A 16,647-nucleotide genomic window follows, 5' to 3' on the forward strand; every position below is an offset into this window, starting at 1 on the left:
ATCACCTGACCCGCTTCGGCGGGTTTTTTCGTTTCTGGAGAGTGGAATGGGTCAAGCATTGAAGCGCGCGCCGCGGCGCGGCGTTGCGGCCAAGCGTGGCCAGGTTGCCGGTAGCAAAGGCGGCAGCACCAAGCAGAAAAAGCCGAGTATCGCTTCTAACAGCGTTCCCTCGATTGCCACCATCCGGATGCTCTATCTGTGGAGCTGGGGGCCAATTGTGGGGCCGGTTAATGGGCTGCGTTCCGTGAAACTGGATGGAACACCCGTCGTCGCGGAAGACGGGACCGTGAACTACCCGGCCGTGAAGTGGCAGTTTCGCTCCGGCGAGCTGAACCAGGAGCGCATGACCGGTATCAGCGAGTCGAGCAACGAGATCGCGGTCGGCCAGCAACTGCTCAGCACCACTGCCTACGTCTACACAGTCACCAACTCGATGCTGGACGCTGTGCGGGTGCGCTTCTCGTGGCCGCAGCTGCAGTCCCAGGATTCGAGCGGCAACATCGATGGCGTTCGCATTGCCTATGCGGTCGATGTCTCCACTGACAACGGCCCGTTCCAGCAGGTGCTGGCCTCTGAGGTCAATCGCAAGAATGTCACCAAGTACGAGCGCTCACACCGCATCGAGCTGCCGGCCGGCTCGCGCTGGGCGATTCGTGCGCGCCGCATCACGCCCGAGTTCAACAGCTCGCTGGTGCAGGACGGCATGTACATTGAGGCCATCGCCGAGGTGGTCGACAGCGATCAGGAGTACCCACTGACGGCTGTCAGCTGCGTGGAGTACGACGCCGAGCAGTTTGGCGGGGACATCGCCAAGATCGCCGTGCTGATGCGCGGGCGAATTGTGCGAGTACCGATGAACTATGACCCGGAGTCCCGCACCTATGCCACCGGCGGATCTGGCACCACGAACGGTGTGTGGGACGGCACCTTCAAGGAGGCCTACACCAACAATCCCGCCTGGGTTTTCTATGACTTGGCCCTGCATCCCTACTACGGCCTTGGCGACCGCATCGATGCAAGCATGATCAACCGCTGGTCGCTCTACCGAATCGGCCAGTACTGCGACCAGATGGTGCCGGACGGGAAGGGCGGCGAAGAGCCACGCTTTACCTGCAACCTATACCTGCAGAAGCAGGCCGAGGCCTGGGCAGTACTGCAGGATTTGGCCGCCATCTTCCATGGGCTAGCCTTCTGGGACGGCAGCCAAATCACCGTTAATGCCGATATGCCGCAAGACCCGGTTTACAACTACACCCTGTCGCAGATCCTCGACGACGGCGCGGTCAAGTACACCGGCAGCAAGCTGCGCGAGCGGCACAGCCAGGCCATGGTGTCGTTCGATGACCCGGGTCGTGGCTACGACACCGACAAAGAACCGGTCTTCGATGAAAGCGCCATTGCCGAGTATGGTGTGCGCGAGATATCCGTGGAGGCTGTCGGGTGCACGTCTCGGGGGCAGGCCCAGCGTGCAGGCCAGTGGGCGCTGATGACCGAGCAGCTGCAACTGCGTGGCGCTAGCTTCCGGGTGGGCCTGGACGGCTACATACCGAAGCCAGGGAAGGTGATCACCCTGTCCGATCCGATGCTGGCTGGCCGCGCCAATGGTGGGCGTATTGCCGCCGTGGCAGGCCGCGTTGTGACGGTCGACCGTGACATCGCTGTGCCAACAGGCGCACGTCTGCTGGTCAACCTACCCAGCGGCAAGTCCGAGGCACGCCAAGTTCGTTCGGTGTCCGGCCGCCAGATCACTGTCATGGCGGACTTCAGCGAAGTACCGCAGGCTGAGTGCGGCTGGGTGCTGGACTTTGATGACCTGAAGCTCATGCAGTTTTACGTCCGCAACGTCACGCGGCCAGAATGGCACCAGTTCCAGCTTGAATGTATCCAGTACGAACCTAGCAAGTTCGACGCTATCGACTACGGCACGGTCATTGATGACCGGCCTATCAGTGTACTGCCACCAGGTGTTCAAGACGCCCCGGCGCGGGTGCTCATCAGCAGTCATTCCGCCGTGGACCAAGGCATCGCCGTCACCACCATGACTATCTCGTGGGATGCAGCGCCCGGGGCAGTAGCCTATGACGTGGAGTGGCGCTGGGGTTCGCGTGATTGGGTAAAGGTGCCAAGAACTGGCGAGTTGGCTGCTGATATTCGTGGCGTGTACGCCGGCCAGTACCTGGCTCGTGTACGCGCTGTCAGCGCCATGGATGTCTCGTCGATACCGACCACTTCGGTGCTGACTGACGTTGCGGGCAAAACTACGCCGCCGCCAGCAGTGACCCACCTCGTGGCCACGCCGCTTGTATATGCCATCGGTTTGGCGTGGGGATTCCCTGCTGGCGCCGAGGACACCCAGCGCACCGAGATCTGGTACGGCAAGACCAATAACCGGCAGGACGCGACCAAGCTGGCCGACTTCGCCTATCCGCAGAAGGACCATGTTCTGCAGCTGGGCGCCGCTGGCCTGCAGTTCTTCTTCTGGGCCCGCCTGGTCGACCGCTCGGGCAACATCGGGCCGTGGTATCCAGCCGGCGTTGGCGTGCCGGGGGCATCTAGTAGCAACCAGTCGGAGTATGAGGAGTACTTCAAAGACAAGATCGGCAACGGCGCGCTTTATCCAGCGCTGCGCCAAGACATCGCGCTGATTTCTGGACCACCCACCATGCCCGGCTCAGTGAACAACCGGCTTCAGGCGATCAACGACCAGTTGCAGGAGCAGATCGACAGCATTGCAGACCTGGCTGACTCGATGCCGTACAAGCCAGACCAGACCTACGCAACCGACCAAGGCGTGCTGGGCGACGACGGCAAGCTGTACCAGGCCAAGAAGGCGGTACCGGTCAACACCCCGCCGCCCAACACCACCTACTGGACCGATGTTGGCCAGGCAGTGCGCACGGCTGACGGACTGGCCGCGCGGGTGAGCACGGTCGAGACCAAGGTTACTGAGCAGGATGGGAAGCTGACGGCTCAGGCGCTGCGCATTGATGGCGTCCAGTCGAGCCTGGCGGGCAAGGCTGATGCTTCTACCGTCGCCTCGCTGGGCAACACCGTCACTCAACAGGGGGCGGCGATCACTGCCCAAGGCACTGCGATCACGAGCGTCCAAGCGACGGTAGGGCAGCAGCTCGATAACCTGCTGCGCCGCGGTTCGTTCGAAGATGGTATCGCCGATCCGTGGACGGGCGCCGTGGCGGTGGAAACTGTCACCGTGCCAGGCACGTCGGCGGGCAAGGCTATCGCCTTCGTGGCCAACAGCTTCTGCGGGGTAGGCAACTCTGTCCTGACCAGTGCGGGCCAGCAGTTCGACCTGTCCGCAGATGTGTGCCGCCAGTTCATGACCGCAGGCCAGACTGCGAACCTGCAGATGCAGTTCTACGACAAGAGCAGCGTCAGCCTAGGCTACTTCAACGCCTTCATCGTGCAGGCGGGTGGGTCTGGTTTCCAGAACTTCACTGGGCGCATCACCGCACCGGCAGGCGCGGTAGCTGCGCGATTTGTGACCCGCATCCAGCCTGCTGACGGCGCTGGGCGGGCGCTGTGGTGCAACATGACGGCCACCAGGGTTACGCAGGCTGATATCGGTAACGCAATCGCTACATCGGCACTTGATGGTCGGGTCGCCCAGACGGAGGCAGGCTTGTCCGTTCAGGGCACGGCAGTCACCCAGTTGCAGAGCACTATCAACGGAATAGGTGGTTCCGGCTCGAACCAGATGCCGGCCGAGTATTCCGTATTTAACTCCGTCACTGCTCCCGCGATGACAATTGGCGGCGCGATCGCACCTTCAACGCTCGCTGACTCTGCGACTCAGGGCGGGTACGCGCTCAAGCTAACCAGCGCTGATGCATCGACTACGTCCGCCGTCTACATGCATACCTCCAACTCGCCAGGTGTGCTGGGGTCGTTCCCGATGAGCTATCTGAACGGGAAGTACATCGTCTCGTTCTATGCCAAGGCCAACGTCACTGGGCGCCAGGTTCGATTCTGGCTGCGGGCATTGAACAGCGCCGCCTCTGCGCAGAACTCAGCGATGGCAGCAGTTACCCTCACTGATGTCTGGGCTCGCTACTCGGCGGTGATCGACCTGTCCAACGCGGCGACGTTCTCGGGCAACCGGATGGTCTTCGCCGTTCAGCCCAACCTTTCAGGGGTTTCAGGTACCGAGATTTCCTTCGACCGCATCATGATCGAAAAGCAGATCGGCACTTCAACCGCGCCATCGGTTTATGTGACAGGCAACAGCGCGGAGTCCATCAGGGCTCAGGCCACCGCCATCAACCAGATGAACACCTCGCTGACTCAGCAGGGAACGGCCATCACCGCGCAGGCGGAGCGGCTGGACGGGATCTACGTCCAGGTCAATCCCGAGATGGAGGGCGATTCGTCCGGCATGGCTGGCCAGCAAGGCAGCCTTGTCGGTGTGTGGACCGAGCAATCGGCGCGCACGGACGAGTTCATCGCCACCGGCAAGCGAGTCGATACGGTGCAAGCCCAGTTCGGCGAGGTCAGCGCTTCGGTGCAGACCATCAGCGAAACGGTTGCCGGCGTCGACGGCAAGGTCTCAGCCATTTCCTCCTGGAAGACCGAGACCAACGCCAACGGCCGGCGGGTGGCCACCGGCATCGTGCAGGGCAGCAACGGAGAGGTCGGCGAAATCCTGTTGTCAGCCCAGCGGCTGGCCATCGTGGATGGGGTGGATGGCAACATGATCCTGCCTTTCGTTGTGCAGAACGGCCAGGTCTTCATCAACCAGGCGGTGATCAACACGGCGTTCATTCAGGAGATTGTGGCCGGGATGACGATCAGGTCCGAAACGCTGAATGCGCAGGGTCTGCCTCTCCTTGAAATCAACTTCAAGGCTGGCACGTTCATTCTGCGAGGTCAGAGCGCTGATGGCTCAACCCTCATTACCAATGGCCAGGTCAATACCTACTACGCGAGTGGTAACCCAGCAACCAAGATGGGTATCGGCATATGAGCACAGGCTTTCTGGCGTTCAAGGAAGATGGCACTGTCATGACTGACATGACAGTGTTCATCAGCCAGACCATGGGCAGTGTCGATACCAATGGCGCGAATGGGAGCGCAACGCTCCCAAGCCTGCCGCCGGGGAAGTCGCGATTTTACATGATCGTGGCTTTGGTTGATTTGAACAGGGAGCGGGGCAAGAAGCCGGGCGTGACAATATCTGGCAACGCCATGACGTGGGCTTATTCCTACAGCACAAACGGCTGGGGATACTTTTCCGCCAACTGCAGAATCTTCTACGGGTATTACTAATGACTGGTAAGTTTGTTGCGTACAGGGAGCAGGACCAGACTCTACTGTTTGATACCGAGAGGATTTGCTATGGATTGAAAAAAAGCGGCTACTTGCAGCTGATCGCCTACTGGCCGATGAAATATCTGAGGTCAGCCCAATTGGACCCCAATAACGGCGCCAACTGGGCTGAGAGTTCGGCGATAGAGCCGATCTACGGAATCTCTCTTAGCGGTTGGAGTTCGCCGATGGCGTTCCTGGTGGGAGACGGCAGCCCATGCGGCGAAATGCTGGAGAACGGCGTCAAGACCCTGTTGTTTGTCGGAGCCTCAGGAAGCACGAAGTGCTTTGTATTTGACCTGATGAGCGATACCGGTCCTATCACAGGCTTGAAATGCTTCAGAGAATCCGACGGTGGGTTGACATTCAACTCGTCACAGCCGCCGCTTAATATAATTTCTTCAGTCAGAGCGCCTGACCCTGGCCCTCCGGTCGTATCAGGTAGCGACTATCGATACACAGCATACGCTGGCGGCTACAACTCGATAAGCAATCCCGGCCGCCCAGTCATGAAGTCGTATGTTGATGTGCCCTTGGGGGGCGGAGAGCTGGCAGCATGTATCAACTTTACAAGAAGCGCAGGGTGCAATGGGTCGAACTCTGGCCTAGGCGGTTATGAATATGGATGTCAGGAAGGCGCCTTCGGTTATGTTGGGGGCGTGCGTTTCATGTTCACCATCGCCGCTGTCACAACTCAGTCCGCTACAGGCGGCGCGCCCTATAACTACTGGAGGCAGATACCTCTTGGTCGCTTCCCGACCGCGCTGGTCGTCAGAACTTCCGGGCTTCCATTCCCCTTCAACTGAGTCAGGTGCACATGTCCAAACAAAATATCAACCTCGGGACCGCCCCCGCAGGCGCTGGCGGTGATGATCGCCGCAGCGCTTGGGTCAAGGCGATATCCAACTTCAACGAACTGTATGATTGGCTGACGGGAGTGGCAGGGGGGAGTAACCTTCCAGCAGCGCTACCTGTTGCCAAAGGTGGGACGGGTTCTTCCACTGCAGCTGGTGCGAAGAGCAACTTGGGTATCGGCGATATCGGCGTTGGCCAATCCTGGCAAGATCTCACTTCCTCGCGTCAGTTGGGCGTTGCCTATGTTAATACCACAGGGCGACCGATTCAGGTGACAGTCCTGGTTGGCCCTACCAGTGCAGCGAATGTATCGCCGTTCCTGAACGTTGACGGGAAGTCGCTCAGGGGGGCGTATGCGGCATCGGCAGGCGCATATATTCCGTCAGTCAATGGCATCATCGCTCCCGGAGCTAGCTACAGCGTGGTTATCGCAAACGGTTCAGCCCCCCTGTTCAGCTGGCTGGAGTTACGCGGATGAAGTACTTCAAAGATGGCCAGACCGGTGAGGTCTTTGCGTTCGAGGATGACGGTAGCCAGGACGCATTCATCCCTCAGCACCTCGCCAGGATGACCAACCGGGAAATCACTGACTTCTTCAAGCCCAAAGCCTATACCGATGGCACGGTTGTCGAGTACTCCACCTCAGTTATCCAAGGGTGGTCACTTGCTACCCCTGAGCAGGTCTCTGAGTTTGAAGGGCGGCGAGCGCTGACGGCTGCTGAAGAGCGCGCCCGTGCCGAGCGTGCCAGCGCCGACACCGCCATCGCACCCTTGCAAGACGCCGTGGACCTTGATGACGCCACCGATATCGAGGCTGATCTGCTGAAGCGGTGGAAGCGCTACCGGGTCGCGCTGAACCGCCTGCCGGATCAACCCGGGTATCCCGATGCGATTGACTGGCCCGCGCCGCCGGCCTGAACCCGAACCGAACAAAGCGACCGCCGCCTGGCGGTATTTTTTTGCCTGGAGAAAGCCCATGCCCTTCATCGTCATCAACTCGAGCAACAACTTCGATCCTGTTCACCAGAACGAATTCGCCACCGAGCAGGAGGCTGACGCCGCAGCGCGCGAGCTGCTCAAGGCCCAGCCGGCGGCGGTCGTGCGTACTGCGCAGGTGATCAAACGCTACAGCGCCCAGGTCCGCGTCACCGCGCAGGACGCGGGCGAGGCGGTGGTGGAAGCGCCGACAGAGGAGCAAGCCTGATGCGCACAAGTCACAGAGGCTTGAGCCTCATCAAGTCGTTTGAGGGTCTGCGCCTGCAGGCCTACCAAGATTCCGTCGGGGTATGGACCATCGGATACGGGACCACCCGTGGCGTGAAGTCTGGCATGTCGATCAGCAAGGAGCAGGCCGAGCGCATGTTGCTGAACGACGTCCAGCGCTTTGAACCAGAGCTGCAGCGCCTGATCACGGCGCCGCTGAATCAGAACCAATGGGCCGCTCTGCTGAGCTTCACCTACAACCTCGGCGCCGCCAATCTTGAATCGTCGACGCTGCGCCGCCTGCTCAATGCCGGGAACTATGCAGCTGCTGCTGAGCAGTTCCCGCGCTGGAACAAGGCGGGTGGCAAGGTTCTGGCTGGCCTGACTCGGCGCCGCCAGGCTGAGCGCGATCTGTTCTTGGAGCCGGTGTGAACGGTTGGGGTGTGAGAGTGATCGCTCTTCTGCTCGTGGTCGGCTCGTATTGGCTGACTTACCAGCACGGCCGGTCAGTGGAGCGAGCAGGTGCCACCGCGGCTATAGCAACTCGTGACAGCGGCGATCGCCTGGCCGAGGTGCTGGGCGAACGGGATGCTCGAGCAGAAGAACATCAACGCGCCCAGGCGCAGGAGGAGGCGAGAGCCCATGCCCATGAAGAACGAACGATTGCTGATTCTGGCGCTGCTGGCGCCGATCCTGCTGGTCAGCGGATGCGCGACGACGCAGAAAAACTCGCCACCTCCGTCGGTTGCCCCGGCACGGATACCGCCGCTATCGCCAGAGGCCAGGCAGCCACCCGCGCCGCCATGGTGCTCTCCGACCTGCTCGCACGGGCTGATGCTCGAGCGGGAGAACTGGCGAAAGCTTATGACCGTGCCCTGATAGCTGGGCGTCAATGCGAACGCGAATACTCCGGCATGAGCGTAATCCGCTGACTGGCGATTGCCGGAGACGCAGCTCGGCATTACGATACTGTTTTTATATACAGTATCGGGTGCCGCCATGTCACAACACTTACCTGCGCTTTGGGTCGCTGAGCTCGATGATGTCGCTGCCTTGACCGACGACCCGGAGGGAAGGGCGGCTGTGCTCGAGGTCATGGCATTGGCCGCTCACCGCAGAAATGAGGTTGACGCCGACCAGCTCGCGGACATGCTCGAGCTGGCAGAGGCGGCTCGTCTCTATGGCCTTGAGGCTGGCCAGCCATGCATTCCGTGAGTGCTTTCGTGGGAGCCGAAGACCTGCAGGCCATCTCACTCGACGACCTTCTCCAGATCCGTGGACCCAGCGTGTACCTGGTGAGGATCGACGGCGACAGCATGGAGGGTGCCGGGATCTTCGATGAGGATGTGGTGATCGTCGACAAGGCGATCGATGCGCGGGCCGGACACATCGTCATCGCGGCCGTCAACGGCGAGCCGGTCTGCAAGCGGCTTGACCACGTTGGCCAGCAGATCGTGCTGCGCTCGGAGAATCCCCGGTATGCGCCGCGGTTCATCATGGAGGGAGACGAGTTCTCGGTCTGGGGAGTGGTCACCTACAGCCTGCGCAGCCATGGGCGTACGTCATGTATTTCCTGATCGTCCGGCGGCGCAAGCTGGGCGTGGCCATCCCGACTGATCAGCTGGGGAAGATCCAGGCCCTGAAGGCAGACATTCACATCGGCGATCATCACAGCGCGCCGTTGGGCAGGGTGTCGACGCAGGCCTGGGTGTTCACTCATTCGCCCGGCGCCGACATCATCCCGCGCCTGCACGATGCGAAGGTGAATGGCATGGCCCAGCTCGGCATCAACATCAATGGTGTAGAGGAGGTCGACGGCGTGCTGTATGCGCAGTCTTGGTGGTGCAGGGCGGTGTAGTTTTGGGTTTGGTTTCGGTCGGCAGGACGCCGGAGGAAACGGCCAAAATCGATTCCAAAACTGAAACAGCGACCCTTGCGGTATGCGGCCTGTAGCCGTGCTATTTCGTGTTTGTTTTGGAATCGATTTTGGCGTCTAAGCCGCATGAATCGGGCGTTTGTGTCACGGTCTTGAAAACCGTCGATGGGCAACTATCCTAGAGTTCGAATCTCTACGCTTCCGCCATATTCAAAGCCCTGATTATTCAGGGCTTTTTGCGTTTTTGGGTAGGCAAAACCGCTCCGTGGGACACCATTGGGGATGGTTGGGCTTGGCGAGTGCTCTTACTCGGCGATAAACCCGCTCGGCGATGTCGCCCTTGGTGTGATCCAGCAGCAGGCTGGCGTGGTCGACATATGCGATCTCAAACGCTGCCTTGGGGCGAATGTCGCGGTACTGGGACTGGCTGATTCTGTCGGCCACTATCTGGTCACCTGCAGCGACTGCATTTTCAACCGCCTCCTTCCTGGCGTCGTCCCAGCGATGACTTAGCATTAGTCATATTGAGAAACCCAGTCGATAGCAAATGCGTGTCTCGGTTTAAATTCTTTATCTTGGCTCGAACCTACCGCTAGGTTGCAGCCACCCCAGTCCGTGGGCTTTCCGGACCGGGGCAGGCTGCCTTACTGGTTGCGCTCTACGTCGGCCAAATGGCTATCGAGTACCAGGATTGCCTCCGTGAGCCCATCAATGGCATCCGTGAGGGCCTTGACGATGTAGAGCATTTCATCGCCTTGTTTCTGCGCTTGAAGCAAAGCGAAGCGGGAGGGGGTTTTGGCCATTTCGATGGCCGACTGGATGTGGGTTCTCATAGCGATATCCCTGTCAGTGAGTAGTCGCTAAAGCTACTACGCCAGGTGGCGGCCTAATAGTGGCATTTTATCCATGCTGGATGGGTGGACCGATCATCCTTTGGTTGTAGTTTTCCGGAGAAAAAAACTGACATCGTGCCTCGTCTGGGACCGATCTGCTGCTGCAGCAGTTTCTGATGGTCTGAGAGGAACGATCGGCAATACCACCAGCTTGCATATCAAAGAGGCAGCGAAGCGAGCAGCTGAGATTGCGAATGCTCTGTTAATCGAGCCTAACTGTGGCTGGCTTGGAGACAAGGTTGGCCAGAGAAGGATGTTTGCCCTTGGGACAATCGACCTCATTTTTTTGCGCCTGTGTTTTTCCATCTGCTGCAAACACGTGACCCAGCCTGGATCACTTTGGCGACGGTAATTTCAATCGGCATCGTTTATTCGATGCTTTATGGGCCAGAAGGGGCATTCAAGTGAAGGCTTCGATAGAAGCAATTTCAGCGAAGTAACCGCTTCCAGAGGAGTGGTGCCTGGATCACCGCTAGGCGCCACCCATTGTCTGCTCTCTTGAGTGAGCCTGATGTGAAGAAGCCTATATGATTGCTAAAGCATGTTAGTCGCTGAAGCATCCGAGGCCCGCAATCTAGAGAGTTCTAACCGTCCGGTATGAGAGTGATTGCGTATCCCCATCGACGGTGCTCGGTATCTCGGTGTGGGCTTGAGGATTTAGCGTTTCGAGCAATTTGCTCGCAAAAGATGGCATTTTGCTCGTAATTAAAAGCCAGTTGACAGGTTCCCAGCTTTGAGTGTTGGCGTAGCATCGTTTGTGAGGATTTGGAATTCTCGATCCAAACGGTGCGCGAGGCAGCTTATCTGCTTCGCGGGGACGGAGCCCGAATGCGCCATTGGCCTGAGCCCCAGGCAAAAATCATCAAAAGCCCTGAATAAATTACAAAAGCTAGGGAGCAAACATGATTTCACTTCGTAAGCTGTCAATTCTTGCAATTCTTCCATTATTTACCGGCGTTGTCTCTGCTAAAGACTATACAGAGATTCGCTTCGGTGTGGATGCCAACTACGCTCCTTTCGAATCCAAATCTCCAGACGGCAATCTTGTGGGCTTTGATATCGAATTGGGCAACGCCATCTGTGCTGAGCTCAAAGCTGAATGCAAATGGGTAGAGAGCGATTTTGATGGATTGATTCCAGGGTTACGTGCTAACAAATTTGATGGTGTCCTGTCCTCAATGACAGTCACGCCTGCACGTGAAAAAGCGGTAGATTTCACTGATGAGTTGTTCTCCGGCCCAACATCCTATGTGTATAAGAAGGGGTCCGGCCTCAGTGCGGATGTGAATGCTTTAAAAGGCAAGCGTGTTGGCTATTTTCAGGGAAGTATCCAGGAAGGTTACGCTAAGGCGGTTCTGAAGAAGGCAGGGGTTAAGGTTCAGTCGTATCAGAATCAGAACCAGGTTTACTATGATCTAGTCTCGGGCCGTCTTGATGCCTCCATTCAAGACACGCTTCAAGCCAAAGCAGGATTCTTGAGTTCTCCTCAAGGCGCAGGTTACGAGATGAGTGAGCAGGTCGAAAGTGAACTGCTGCCATCCAAAACAGCTATTGCGGTTGTCAAAGGTAACGATGATCTTAAAGCGCAGCTGAACAAGGCTATCAAGGCAATCCATGAAAATGGGACTTATGCCAAGCTCCAGTCAAAATACTTTGGTGATTTGAATCTTTACAGCGGTAAATGATTGTAGGCGCCTATATCGCATAGGCGCTTCATTTCACCAAGAGTTTTCGATCATGATTGATAATTTCTTTGAAGCTGTAGGCCTTCCAGGGCTTAGCATGCAGGGCTTTGGGCCACTGCTGTTGGTAGGGGCCTGGATGACCGTCAAGCTATCAGTACTGTCCCTTGTGTTGAGCGTCATCTTGGGTCTAATTGGCGCGAGTGCCAAGCTTTCATCGGCATATGTAGTCAGGTTGCCGGCGCAGTTGTACACGACTCTGATTCGTGGGGTGCCCGATCTTGTGCTGATGCTGTTGATCTTCTACAGCCTTCAGACCTGGCTAACCGACCTGACACAGTACCTTGGGTGGAGTTATGTTGAGATCGACCCATTTGCAGCGGGCGTAATAACGTTGGGCTTTATTTATGGGGCCTACTTCACTGAGACTTTTCGGGGCGCAATGCTGGCGGTGGCAAAAGGGCAGCGAGAAGCCGCAGTTGCTTATGGGCTGAATCGCTCTCAGCGTTTCTTTTTGATCACCTTTCCCCAAATGATGCGGTTTGCACTTCCTGGTATTGGGAATAATTGGTTGGTTTTGCTGAAAGCGACTGCTTTGGTTTCCATTATTGGCCTTGCAGATCTGGTAAAAGCAGCCCAGGATGCCGGTAAAAGCACCTTTCAGTTGTTCTATTTTCTCGTGCTTGCGGCCCTTGTCTATTTGCTTATTACAACGCTCTCAAACTACGTATTGCGGCGGCTTGCACGTAAATATTCTGCTGGCTCGCGTGAGGCTTTGCAATGATTGAATTACTGCAGGAATATTGGAAGAGTTTCCTGTACACGGATGGAACGGAGATCACTGGTCTGGCCATGACACTATGGTTGCTGACGGCATCTATTGTCCTCGGCTTTTTAGGGGCCATTCCACTGGCAATTGCAAGGGTTTCAGAACGAGCCTATATCCGTTGGCCCGTGCAGTTCTATACATATCTGTTCAGAGGGACGCCGCTTTATATCCAACTATTGATTTGCTACACCGGCATTTACAGCATTGCTGCAGTGCGATCCCAGCCCGTCTTGGATGCGTTTTTTAGAGACGCAATGAACTGCACAATCTTGGCCTTTGCACTCAATACGTGTGCCTACACGACTGAAATTTTTGCAGGTGCAATCAGAAATATTCCCTACGGGGAGCTCGAAGCAGCTAAAGCTTATGGACTGAATGGTTGGAGGTTGAATGCGTTCGTGGTAGTGCCGTCTGCATTGAGGCGAGCGCTTCCGTATTACAGCAATGAAGTCATACTGATGCTGCACTCTACTTCGGTAGCCTTCACCGCCACGATTCCTGATATTTTGAAAATTGCCCGTGATGCCAACTCAGAAACGTTCCTGACATTTCAGTCCTTTGGGATCGGAGCGCTGATTTACCTAGCTCTTTCATTTGCGTTGGTAGGGTTGTTCCGTTTGGCTGAGCGACGCTGGTTGTCGTTTCTAGGCCCTGTACATTGACTTTAGGATTGCCGCCGATGACCAGTTTAATAACACCAAATAGCATTGAGCAGAGCCAGCGCATGGGCAAAAATCTTGAGTCAGGATACAAGCTGACGGTTGAAAATCTGCACAAGAGCTACGGCGATCACCAGGTTCTCAAGGGCGTATCGCTTCAGGCTAATAAAGGCGATGTCATTAGCCTCATTGGAGCCAGTGGGTCTGGGAAAAGTACATTTCTGCGCTGTATCAATTTTCTGGAAACACCTACAGACGGTTCTATGACGCTCGATGGAAAGCAAATCCCGATGGTCAAGGACAAGCATGGCCTTCGTGTAGCCCAAGCTGCAGACCTCCAAAGGCTGCGCACACGTTTGGCGATGGTTTTCCAGCACTTTAATTTGTGGAGTCACTTAAGTGTCATGGACAACATCACCTTGGCTCCCCAGCGAGTTCTCGGTGTAAAGAAGGCCGATGCGGAACAGGCAGCGCGTGAGTATCTAGATAAGGTGGGCCTGCCCTCTCGGGTGGCATCGCAGTACCCGGGCTTCTTGTCTGGCGGTCAGCAACAACGTGTTGCAATCGCTCGGGCGTTGGCCATGGAACCTGAGATATTGCTCTTTGATGAGCCAACGTCAGCTTTGGATCCGGAGCTGGTGGGGGAGGTGCTGAAGGTTCTCCAGGCGCTGGCAGAGGAAGGTCGAACCATGTTGATGGTGACACACGAGATGGCTTTTGCTAAGCGAGTATCCAGCCAGATTCTCTTTTTGCACCAAGGGCTAGTTGAAGAGCAGGGTGGTGCAGACATCCTGACCAACCCTCGAAGTGAGCGATTGCAGCAGTTCTTATCCAACGGTCTTAAATGAAAGTCAATGCTATGCCTACAGGCCAATCGAATTAGATTGGCCTTTGTATTTCGGCGATAAGGTGGTCGTCAATGAAACTCATGTTCTCGCGCAAGATTATAATTTCCGCTGCGTTAGTAGTCGCTACTTCTTTTACGAGTTTTGCGGTGTATAACGACACCCTCCAACATGATGCGTTGTATCGGGGCATTGAAGCAAAGCTTTCGGGCCTGAGTCAATCAACTGCCAGTGGCATTTCACAATGGATGTCTGGCAGATTGCTGTTGCTCGATAGTTTGCAGGGGTTACTTGCTTCATCTGAGGAGGCGGGCAAGCAGTTGGCTGTTCTTGAACAGTCGGTCTTGAACTCAGTATTCGCATTTACGTACTTTGGAAAGTCTGATGGTGGCTTTTTAATACGTCCTCAAGATGAGATGCCTTCAGACTATGACCCGCGTACGCGCCCCTGGTACAAGTCAGCAGCATTAAAGAGTAGGACTGTGTTAATCGAGCCTTATCGGGATGATACGAACGGAAAGCTTATGCTTACTGTAGCGTCTCCTGTGCACTCGCTTTTTCTTAAAGTGTTCGTGTTTACCATGAGCGGAACCGTGGCTTTCTTTGAATCCATTGGGCTTCCTGGATTTCTGGCTTGGGTGACAGTCCTAGTTGAGATCATCACCGGTGCTATGCTTATCTTTAAGATTAAGCCCCCTATTGCTGCCGTTTCGGCAGTTCCAGTATTGCTTGGTGCAACCTGAGCGCATTCAGGAAATGGCTGGTTGTTCAGTAACACCGGTGGAGGATGGGAATACCCATTATTCTGGACGGATGACCCTAATTTCCATCGCACTGACCGAATGGCAGGCCAGTAAGTCACTGGTTGTGGGTCAAAGAGAATCATGTGTATTGCCAAAGGCTTAATCCGGTCTGTTGTTATAAGTGACAAATGGATCTCGTACAACATTAGGTGGAGGGGAGGCGTAAAGTCAATATGCCGACTGTTGTCAAGGCAAGTATCAGACGATTGACCATGTCCTAACAGAGTCATTAATGAAAATCCCCGAGTTACTGCAGGCTGCAGGAGCTCAGGGATTTTGTTTTTGTATTATGAGAGTGTTTTATTTTTCTACCAACACCTTAGGATTTGAGTTTCCCCAGACGGTGTACAAATCAGCCAGCAGTGCGCCGTTTATATCCTCCATTTCAGCTTGTGAAATTTCTGCCTCACCCTGTTTTCCAAACAGCACTACTTCGTCCCCTTCTTTGATGTCAGGGAAGTCTGTGACATCTATCATCAGGGTATTCATTGAAACCTTGCCGACTACAGGGACGCGATGACCATCTATAAGCACGAAACCTTTATTGGTGAAGGCTCGGCGATAGCCGTCGGAGTACCCGACTGGTAAATTGGCCAGCTTCGAGTCGCGCTTCAACGTCAGTGTTCGATCGTAGCCAACCGTGTTTCCTGCGGGGTAAGGGTTAACTGACGCTACACGAGACTTGAATTCCATAACTCGTTTATATTCGGTATGCGAGGGGACAGTGTCACCAAAAAGTGCCCCGCCGGGTCTGACCATATCCAGGCGAGCTTCAGGTACTTCAAGGGTGGCGAACGAATTCGCAGTGTGTAGTCTGATCTTGCTTCTCTCGAGTTTCCCATTCTCAATGAGCCAGGTCGACTGCTTCTTAAAATCCTCTAAGCCCTTCATCACATCTGCTCGATCCTCAACAGCGTAATGAGTCATAATCGCCACGATTTCGAGGTTCTTATCATGTGTGAGGCTCAAAGCATCTTGACGGCCTTGCTCGCTTTTGAGCTCAAACCCATTACGGCTCATGCCGCCTGCATTAAGTGCGACGTGTATCTTAAGTTTTTTCCCCGTCTGTGCAGCAATGGCCCCAGCCTCTTTTGCTAATTGGGCATTCCCAATTAGCTCCTCAATGTTGTACTTCAGTGCATCCTGAATTTCACCGATTGACGCAGTTCGGACACGTACCAGATCACCGGTGAATCCACTTTCTCGCACCACTCTAGCCTCCTCGTTGCTTGCAACGGCGACGCAGGGTACGTGCATTGCAATAATCGAAGGCATCACGAGTCCGATACCGTGTCCGTAGGCGTCAGCCTTAAGAACCGCGCAAATCTTGGATTTCCCTTCCAAGGTAGACTGGAGGGTTCTTATGTTGTGCTCGAATGCGGATTTGTTAACTTCTACCCAAGCGTTGCTCGCTTGGATGGCAAGGTTAGCGCTGCCATTGTGAAGGCTAAGCGGGGGCGCCGCCCAAACAGGGGCTTGGCAAAAGGCGAGGCCTAAAGATATAGCGAGAAGTGAACGACGGAATGGCATATGAATCTCTCCGTGGGCGAACTGCTTAGTCAATTTTTGTTGTTGGGCTGCCGGGTGCCGATTACGCTCAAGTGCTACCTCCCTCTGCATTTTCTAGTGCAGTTTCATTAGGGGGAATAGAAAGGCAGTTAAGCGCTGCTCGTGACTTCT

19 protein-coding genes are annotated in these 16,647 nt (G+C 55.9%); 16 read left to right on the plus strand and 3 right to left on the minus strand.

What is annotated here, in order from left to right; genetic code table 11:
* Positions 1-58 precede the first annotated feature (58 nt).
* The 11 genes from gpJ (at position 59) to FW789_RS03330 (ending at position 9,238) form a co-directional block, all read left to right on the plus strand.
* Positions 59-4,981 carry a TipJ family phage tail tip protein gene (gene gpJ, locus FW789_RS03280; RefSeq protein ID WP_446430907.1) on the plus strand — a complete coding sequence of 1,641 codons (4,923 nt, stop codon included), beginning with the start codon at positions 59-61 and terminating at the stop codon, positions 4,979-4,981.
* Entirely contained in the window at positions 4,978-5,283 is a 306-nt protein-coding gene (locus tag FW789_RS03285) for a hypothetical protein (RefSeq protein ID WP_446430908.1), read from the plus strand. The genes gpJ and FW789_RS03285 overlap by 4 nt, the downstream gene beginning before the upstream one ends.
* Positions 5,283-6,128: a hypothetical protein gene (locus FW789_RS03290; protein ID WP_446430909.1), complete on the plus strand. Its 846-nt coding sequence runs from the start codon at positions 5,283-5,285 to the stop codon at positions 6,126-6,128. Before FW789_RS03285 ends, FW789_RS03290 begins: the two co-directional genes overlap by 1 nt.
* Positions 6,129-6,139: 11 nt before the next feature.
* A complete protein-coding gene (locus FW789_RS03295) occupies positions 6,140-6,655 on the plus strand; it encodes a hypothetical protein (protein WP_446430910.1) in 516 nt (171 codons plus the stop codon).
* Complete coding sequence (locus tag FW789_RS03300; RefSeq protein WP_446430911.1) at positions 6,652-7,095, plus strand: tail fiber assembly protein; 444 nt, start codon at positions 6,652-6,654, stop codon at positions 7,093-7,095. The genes FW789_RS03295 and FW789_RS03300 overlap by 4 nt, the downstream gene beginning before the upstream one ends.
* 58 nt (positions 7,096-7,153) lie before the next feature.
* Entirely contained in the window at positions 7,154-7,381 is a 228-nt protein-coding gene (locus FW789_RS03305) for a hypothetical protein (RefSeq protein WP_446430912.1), read from the plus strand.
* Positions 7,381-7,812 carry a lysozyme gene (locus tag FW789_RS03310; RefSeq protein ID WP_446430913.1) on the plus strand — a complete coding sequence of 144 codons (432 nt, stop codon included), beginning with the start codon at positions 7,381-7,383 and terminating at the stop codon, positions 7,810-7,812. The genes FW789_RS03305 and FW789_RS03310 overlap by 1 nt, the downstream gene beginning before the upstream one ends.
* Positions 7,809-8,312 carry a DUF2514 domain-containing protein gene (locus FW789_RS03315; protein ID WP_446430914.1) on the plus strand — a complete coding sequence of 168 codons (504 nt, stop codon included), beginning with the start codon at positions 7,809-7,811 and terminating at the stop codon, positions 8,310-8,312. The genes FW789_RS03310 and FW789_RS03315 overlap by 4 nt, the downstream gene beginning before the upstream one ends.
* A gap of 67 nt (positions 8,313-8,379) precedes the next feature.
* Entirely contained in the window at positions 8,380-8,595 is a 216-nt protein-coding gene (locus FW789_RS03320; protein WP_150569008.1) for a hypothetical protein, read from the plus strand.
* Positions 8,596-8,603: 8 nt separating this feature from the next.
* Positions 8,604-8,957 (plus strand): LexA family protein, encoded by a 354-nt coding sequence (locus FW789_RS03325; RefSeq protein ID WP_446430915.1) that lies wholly within the window; start codon positions 8,604-8,606, stop codon positions 8,955-8,957.
* The gene (locus FW789_RS03330; RefSeq protein ID WP_446430916.1) at positions 8,945-9,238 is read left to right on the plus strand and encodes a hypothetical protein; all 294 of its coding nucleotides are present in this window, start codon (positions 8,945-8,947) and stop codon (positions 9,236-9,238) included. The genes FW789_RS03325 and FW789_RS03330 overlap by 13 nt, the downstream gene beginning before the upstream one ends.
* 240 nt (positions 9,239-9,478) lie before the next feature.
* Here the strand turns inward: FW789_RS03330 and FW789_RS03335 are convergent, their stop codons facing one another.
* Together FW789_RS03335 and FW789_RS03340 are read right to left on the minus strand one after the other, a co-directional pair.
* Positions 9,479-9,700, minus strand: coding sequence for a hypothetical protein (locus tag FW789_RS03335; protein WP_186698914.1), 222 nt, complete (start codon positions 9,698-9,700; stop codon positions 9,479-9,481).
* A gap of 200 nt (positions 9,701-9,900) precedes the next feature.
* The gene (locus tag FW789_RS03340) at positions 9,901-10,089 is read right to left on the minus strand and encodes a hypothetical protein (protein WP_446430917.1); all 189 of its coding nucleotides are present in this window, start codon (positions 10,087-10,089) and stop codon (positions 9,901-9,903) included.
* 962 nt (positions 10,090-11,051) lie between these two features.
* On the opposite strand from FW789_RS03340, the gene FW789_RS03345 reads away from it, so the two are divergent.
* From FW789_RS03345 to FW789_RS03365, 5 genes are all read left to right on the plus strand, one after another.
* A complete protein-coding gene (locus FW789_RS03345) occupies positions 11,052-11,834 on the plus strand; it encodes a transporter substrate-binding domain-containing protein (protein ID WP_047583110.1) in 783 nt (260 codons plus the stop codon).
* A gap of 52 nt (positions 11,835-11,886) precedes the next feature.
* Entirely contained in the window at positions 11,887-12,615 is a 729-nt protein-coding gene (locus FW789_RS03350) for an ABC transporter permease (RefSeq protein ID WP_186698921.1), read from the plus strand.
* Positions 12,612-13,322: an ABC transporter permease gene (locus FW789_RS03355; protein WP_186698923.1), complete on the plus strand. Its 711-nt coding sequence runs from the start codon at positions 12,612-12,614 to the stop codon at positions 13,320-13,322. Before FW789_RS03350 ends, FW789_RS03355 begins: the two co-directional genes overlap by 4 nt.
* Before the next feature lie 62 nt (positions 13,323-13,384).
* Positions 13,385-14,167, plus strand: a complete 783-nt coding sequence (locus tag FW789_RS03360) for an ABC transporter ATP-binding protein (RefSeq protein WP_446431053.1) — start codon at positions 13,385-13,387, stop codon at positions 14,165-14,167.
* Positions 14,168-14,238: 71 nt separating this feature from the next.
* Positions 14,239-14,907, plus strand: coding sequence for a PDC sensor domain-containing protein (locus tag FW789_RS03365; RefSeq protein WP_446430918.1), 669 nt, complete (start codon positions 14,239-14,241; stop codon positions 14,905-14,907).
* 360 nt (positions 14,908-15,267) lie between these two features.
* Here FW789_RS03365 and alr read toward each other — a convergent pair whose 3' ends face one another.
* The gene (alr, locus tag FW789_RS03370; RefSeq protein WP_446430919.1) at positions 15,268-16,497 is read right to left on the minus strand and encodes an alanine racemase; all 1,230 of its coding nucleotides are present in this window, start codon (positions 16,495-16,497) and stop codon (positions 15,268-15,270) included.
* Between the last annotated feature and the right edge of the window lie 150 nt (positions 16,498-16,647).

It is taken from the genome of Pseudomonas sp. 1121_17 (assembly GCF_052850745.1).

Excerpts from the sequence above, each read along its gene's own strand:
- FW789_RS03350 (WP_186698921.1), top strand. The coding sequence starts at position 11,887 with ATGATTGATAATTTCTTTGAAGCTGTAGGCCTTCCAGGGCTTAGCATG.
- alr (WP_446430919.1), bottom strand. The coding sequence starts at position 16,497 with ATGCCATTCCGTCGTTCACTTCTCGCTATATCTTTAGGCCTCGCCTTT.
- FW789_RS03310 (WP_446430913.1), top strand. The coding sequence starts at position 7,381 with ATGCGCACAAGTCACAGAGGCTTGAGCCTCATCAAGTCGTTTGAGGGT.
- FW789_RS03305 (WP_446430912.1), top strand. The coding sequence starts at position 7,154 with ATGCCCTTCATCGTCATCAACTCGAGCAACAACTTCGATCCTGTTCAC.
- FW789_RS03320 (WP_150569008.1), top strand. The coding sequence starts at position 8,380 with ATGTCACAACACTTACCTGCGCTTTGGGTCGCTGAGCTCGATGATGTC.
- FW789_RS03295 (WP_446430910.1), top strand. The coding sequence starts at position 6,140 with ATGTCCAAACAAAATATCAACCTCGGGACCGCCCCCGCAGGCGCTGGC.
- FW789_RS03360 (WP_446431053.1), top strand. The coding sequence starts at position 13,385 with ATGGGCAAAAATCTTGAGTCAGGATACAAGCTGACGGTTGAAAATCTG.
- FW789_RS03290 (WP_446430909.1), top strand. The coding sequence starts at position 5,283 with ATGACTGGTAAGTTTGTTGCGTACAGGGAGCAGGACCAGACTCTACTG.
- FW789_RS03345 (WP_047583110.1), top strand. The coding sequence starts at position 11,052 with ATGATTTCACTTCGTAAGCTGTCAATTCTTGCAATTCTTCCATTATTT.
- FW789_RS03300 (WP_446430911.1), top strand. The coding sequence starts at position 6,652 with ATGAAGTACTTCAAAGATGGCCAGACCGGTGAGGTCTTTGCGTTCGAG.
- FW789_RS03355 (WP_186698923.1), top strand. The coding sequence starts at position 12,612 with ATGATTGAATTACTGCAGGAATATTGGAAGAGTTTCCTGTACACGGAT.
- FW789_RS03330 (WP_446430916.1), top strand. The coding sequence starts at position 8,945 with ATGTATTTCCTGATCGTCCGGCGGCGCAAGCTGGGCGTGGCCATCCCG.
- FW789_RS03365 (WP_446430918.1), top strand. The coding sequence starts at position 14,239 with ATGAAACTCATGTTCTCGCGCAAGATTATAATTTCCGCTGCGTTAGTA.
- FW789_RS03340 (WP_446430917.1), bottom strand. The coding sequence starts at position 10,089 with ATGAGAACCCACATCCAGTCGGCCATCGAAATGGCCAAAACCCCCTCC.
- FW789_RS03285 (WP_446430908.1), top strand. The coding sequence starts at position 4,978 with ATGAGCACAGGCTTTCTGGCGTTCAAGGAAGATGGCACTGTCATGACT.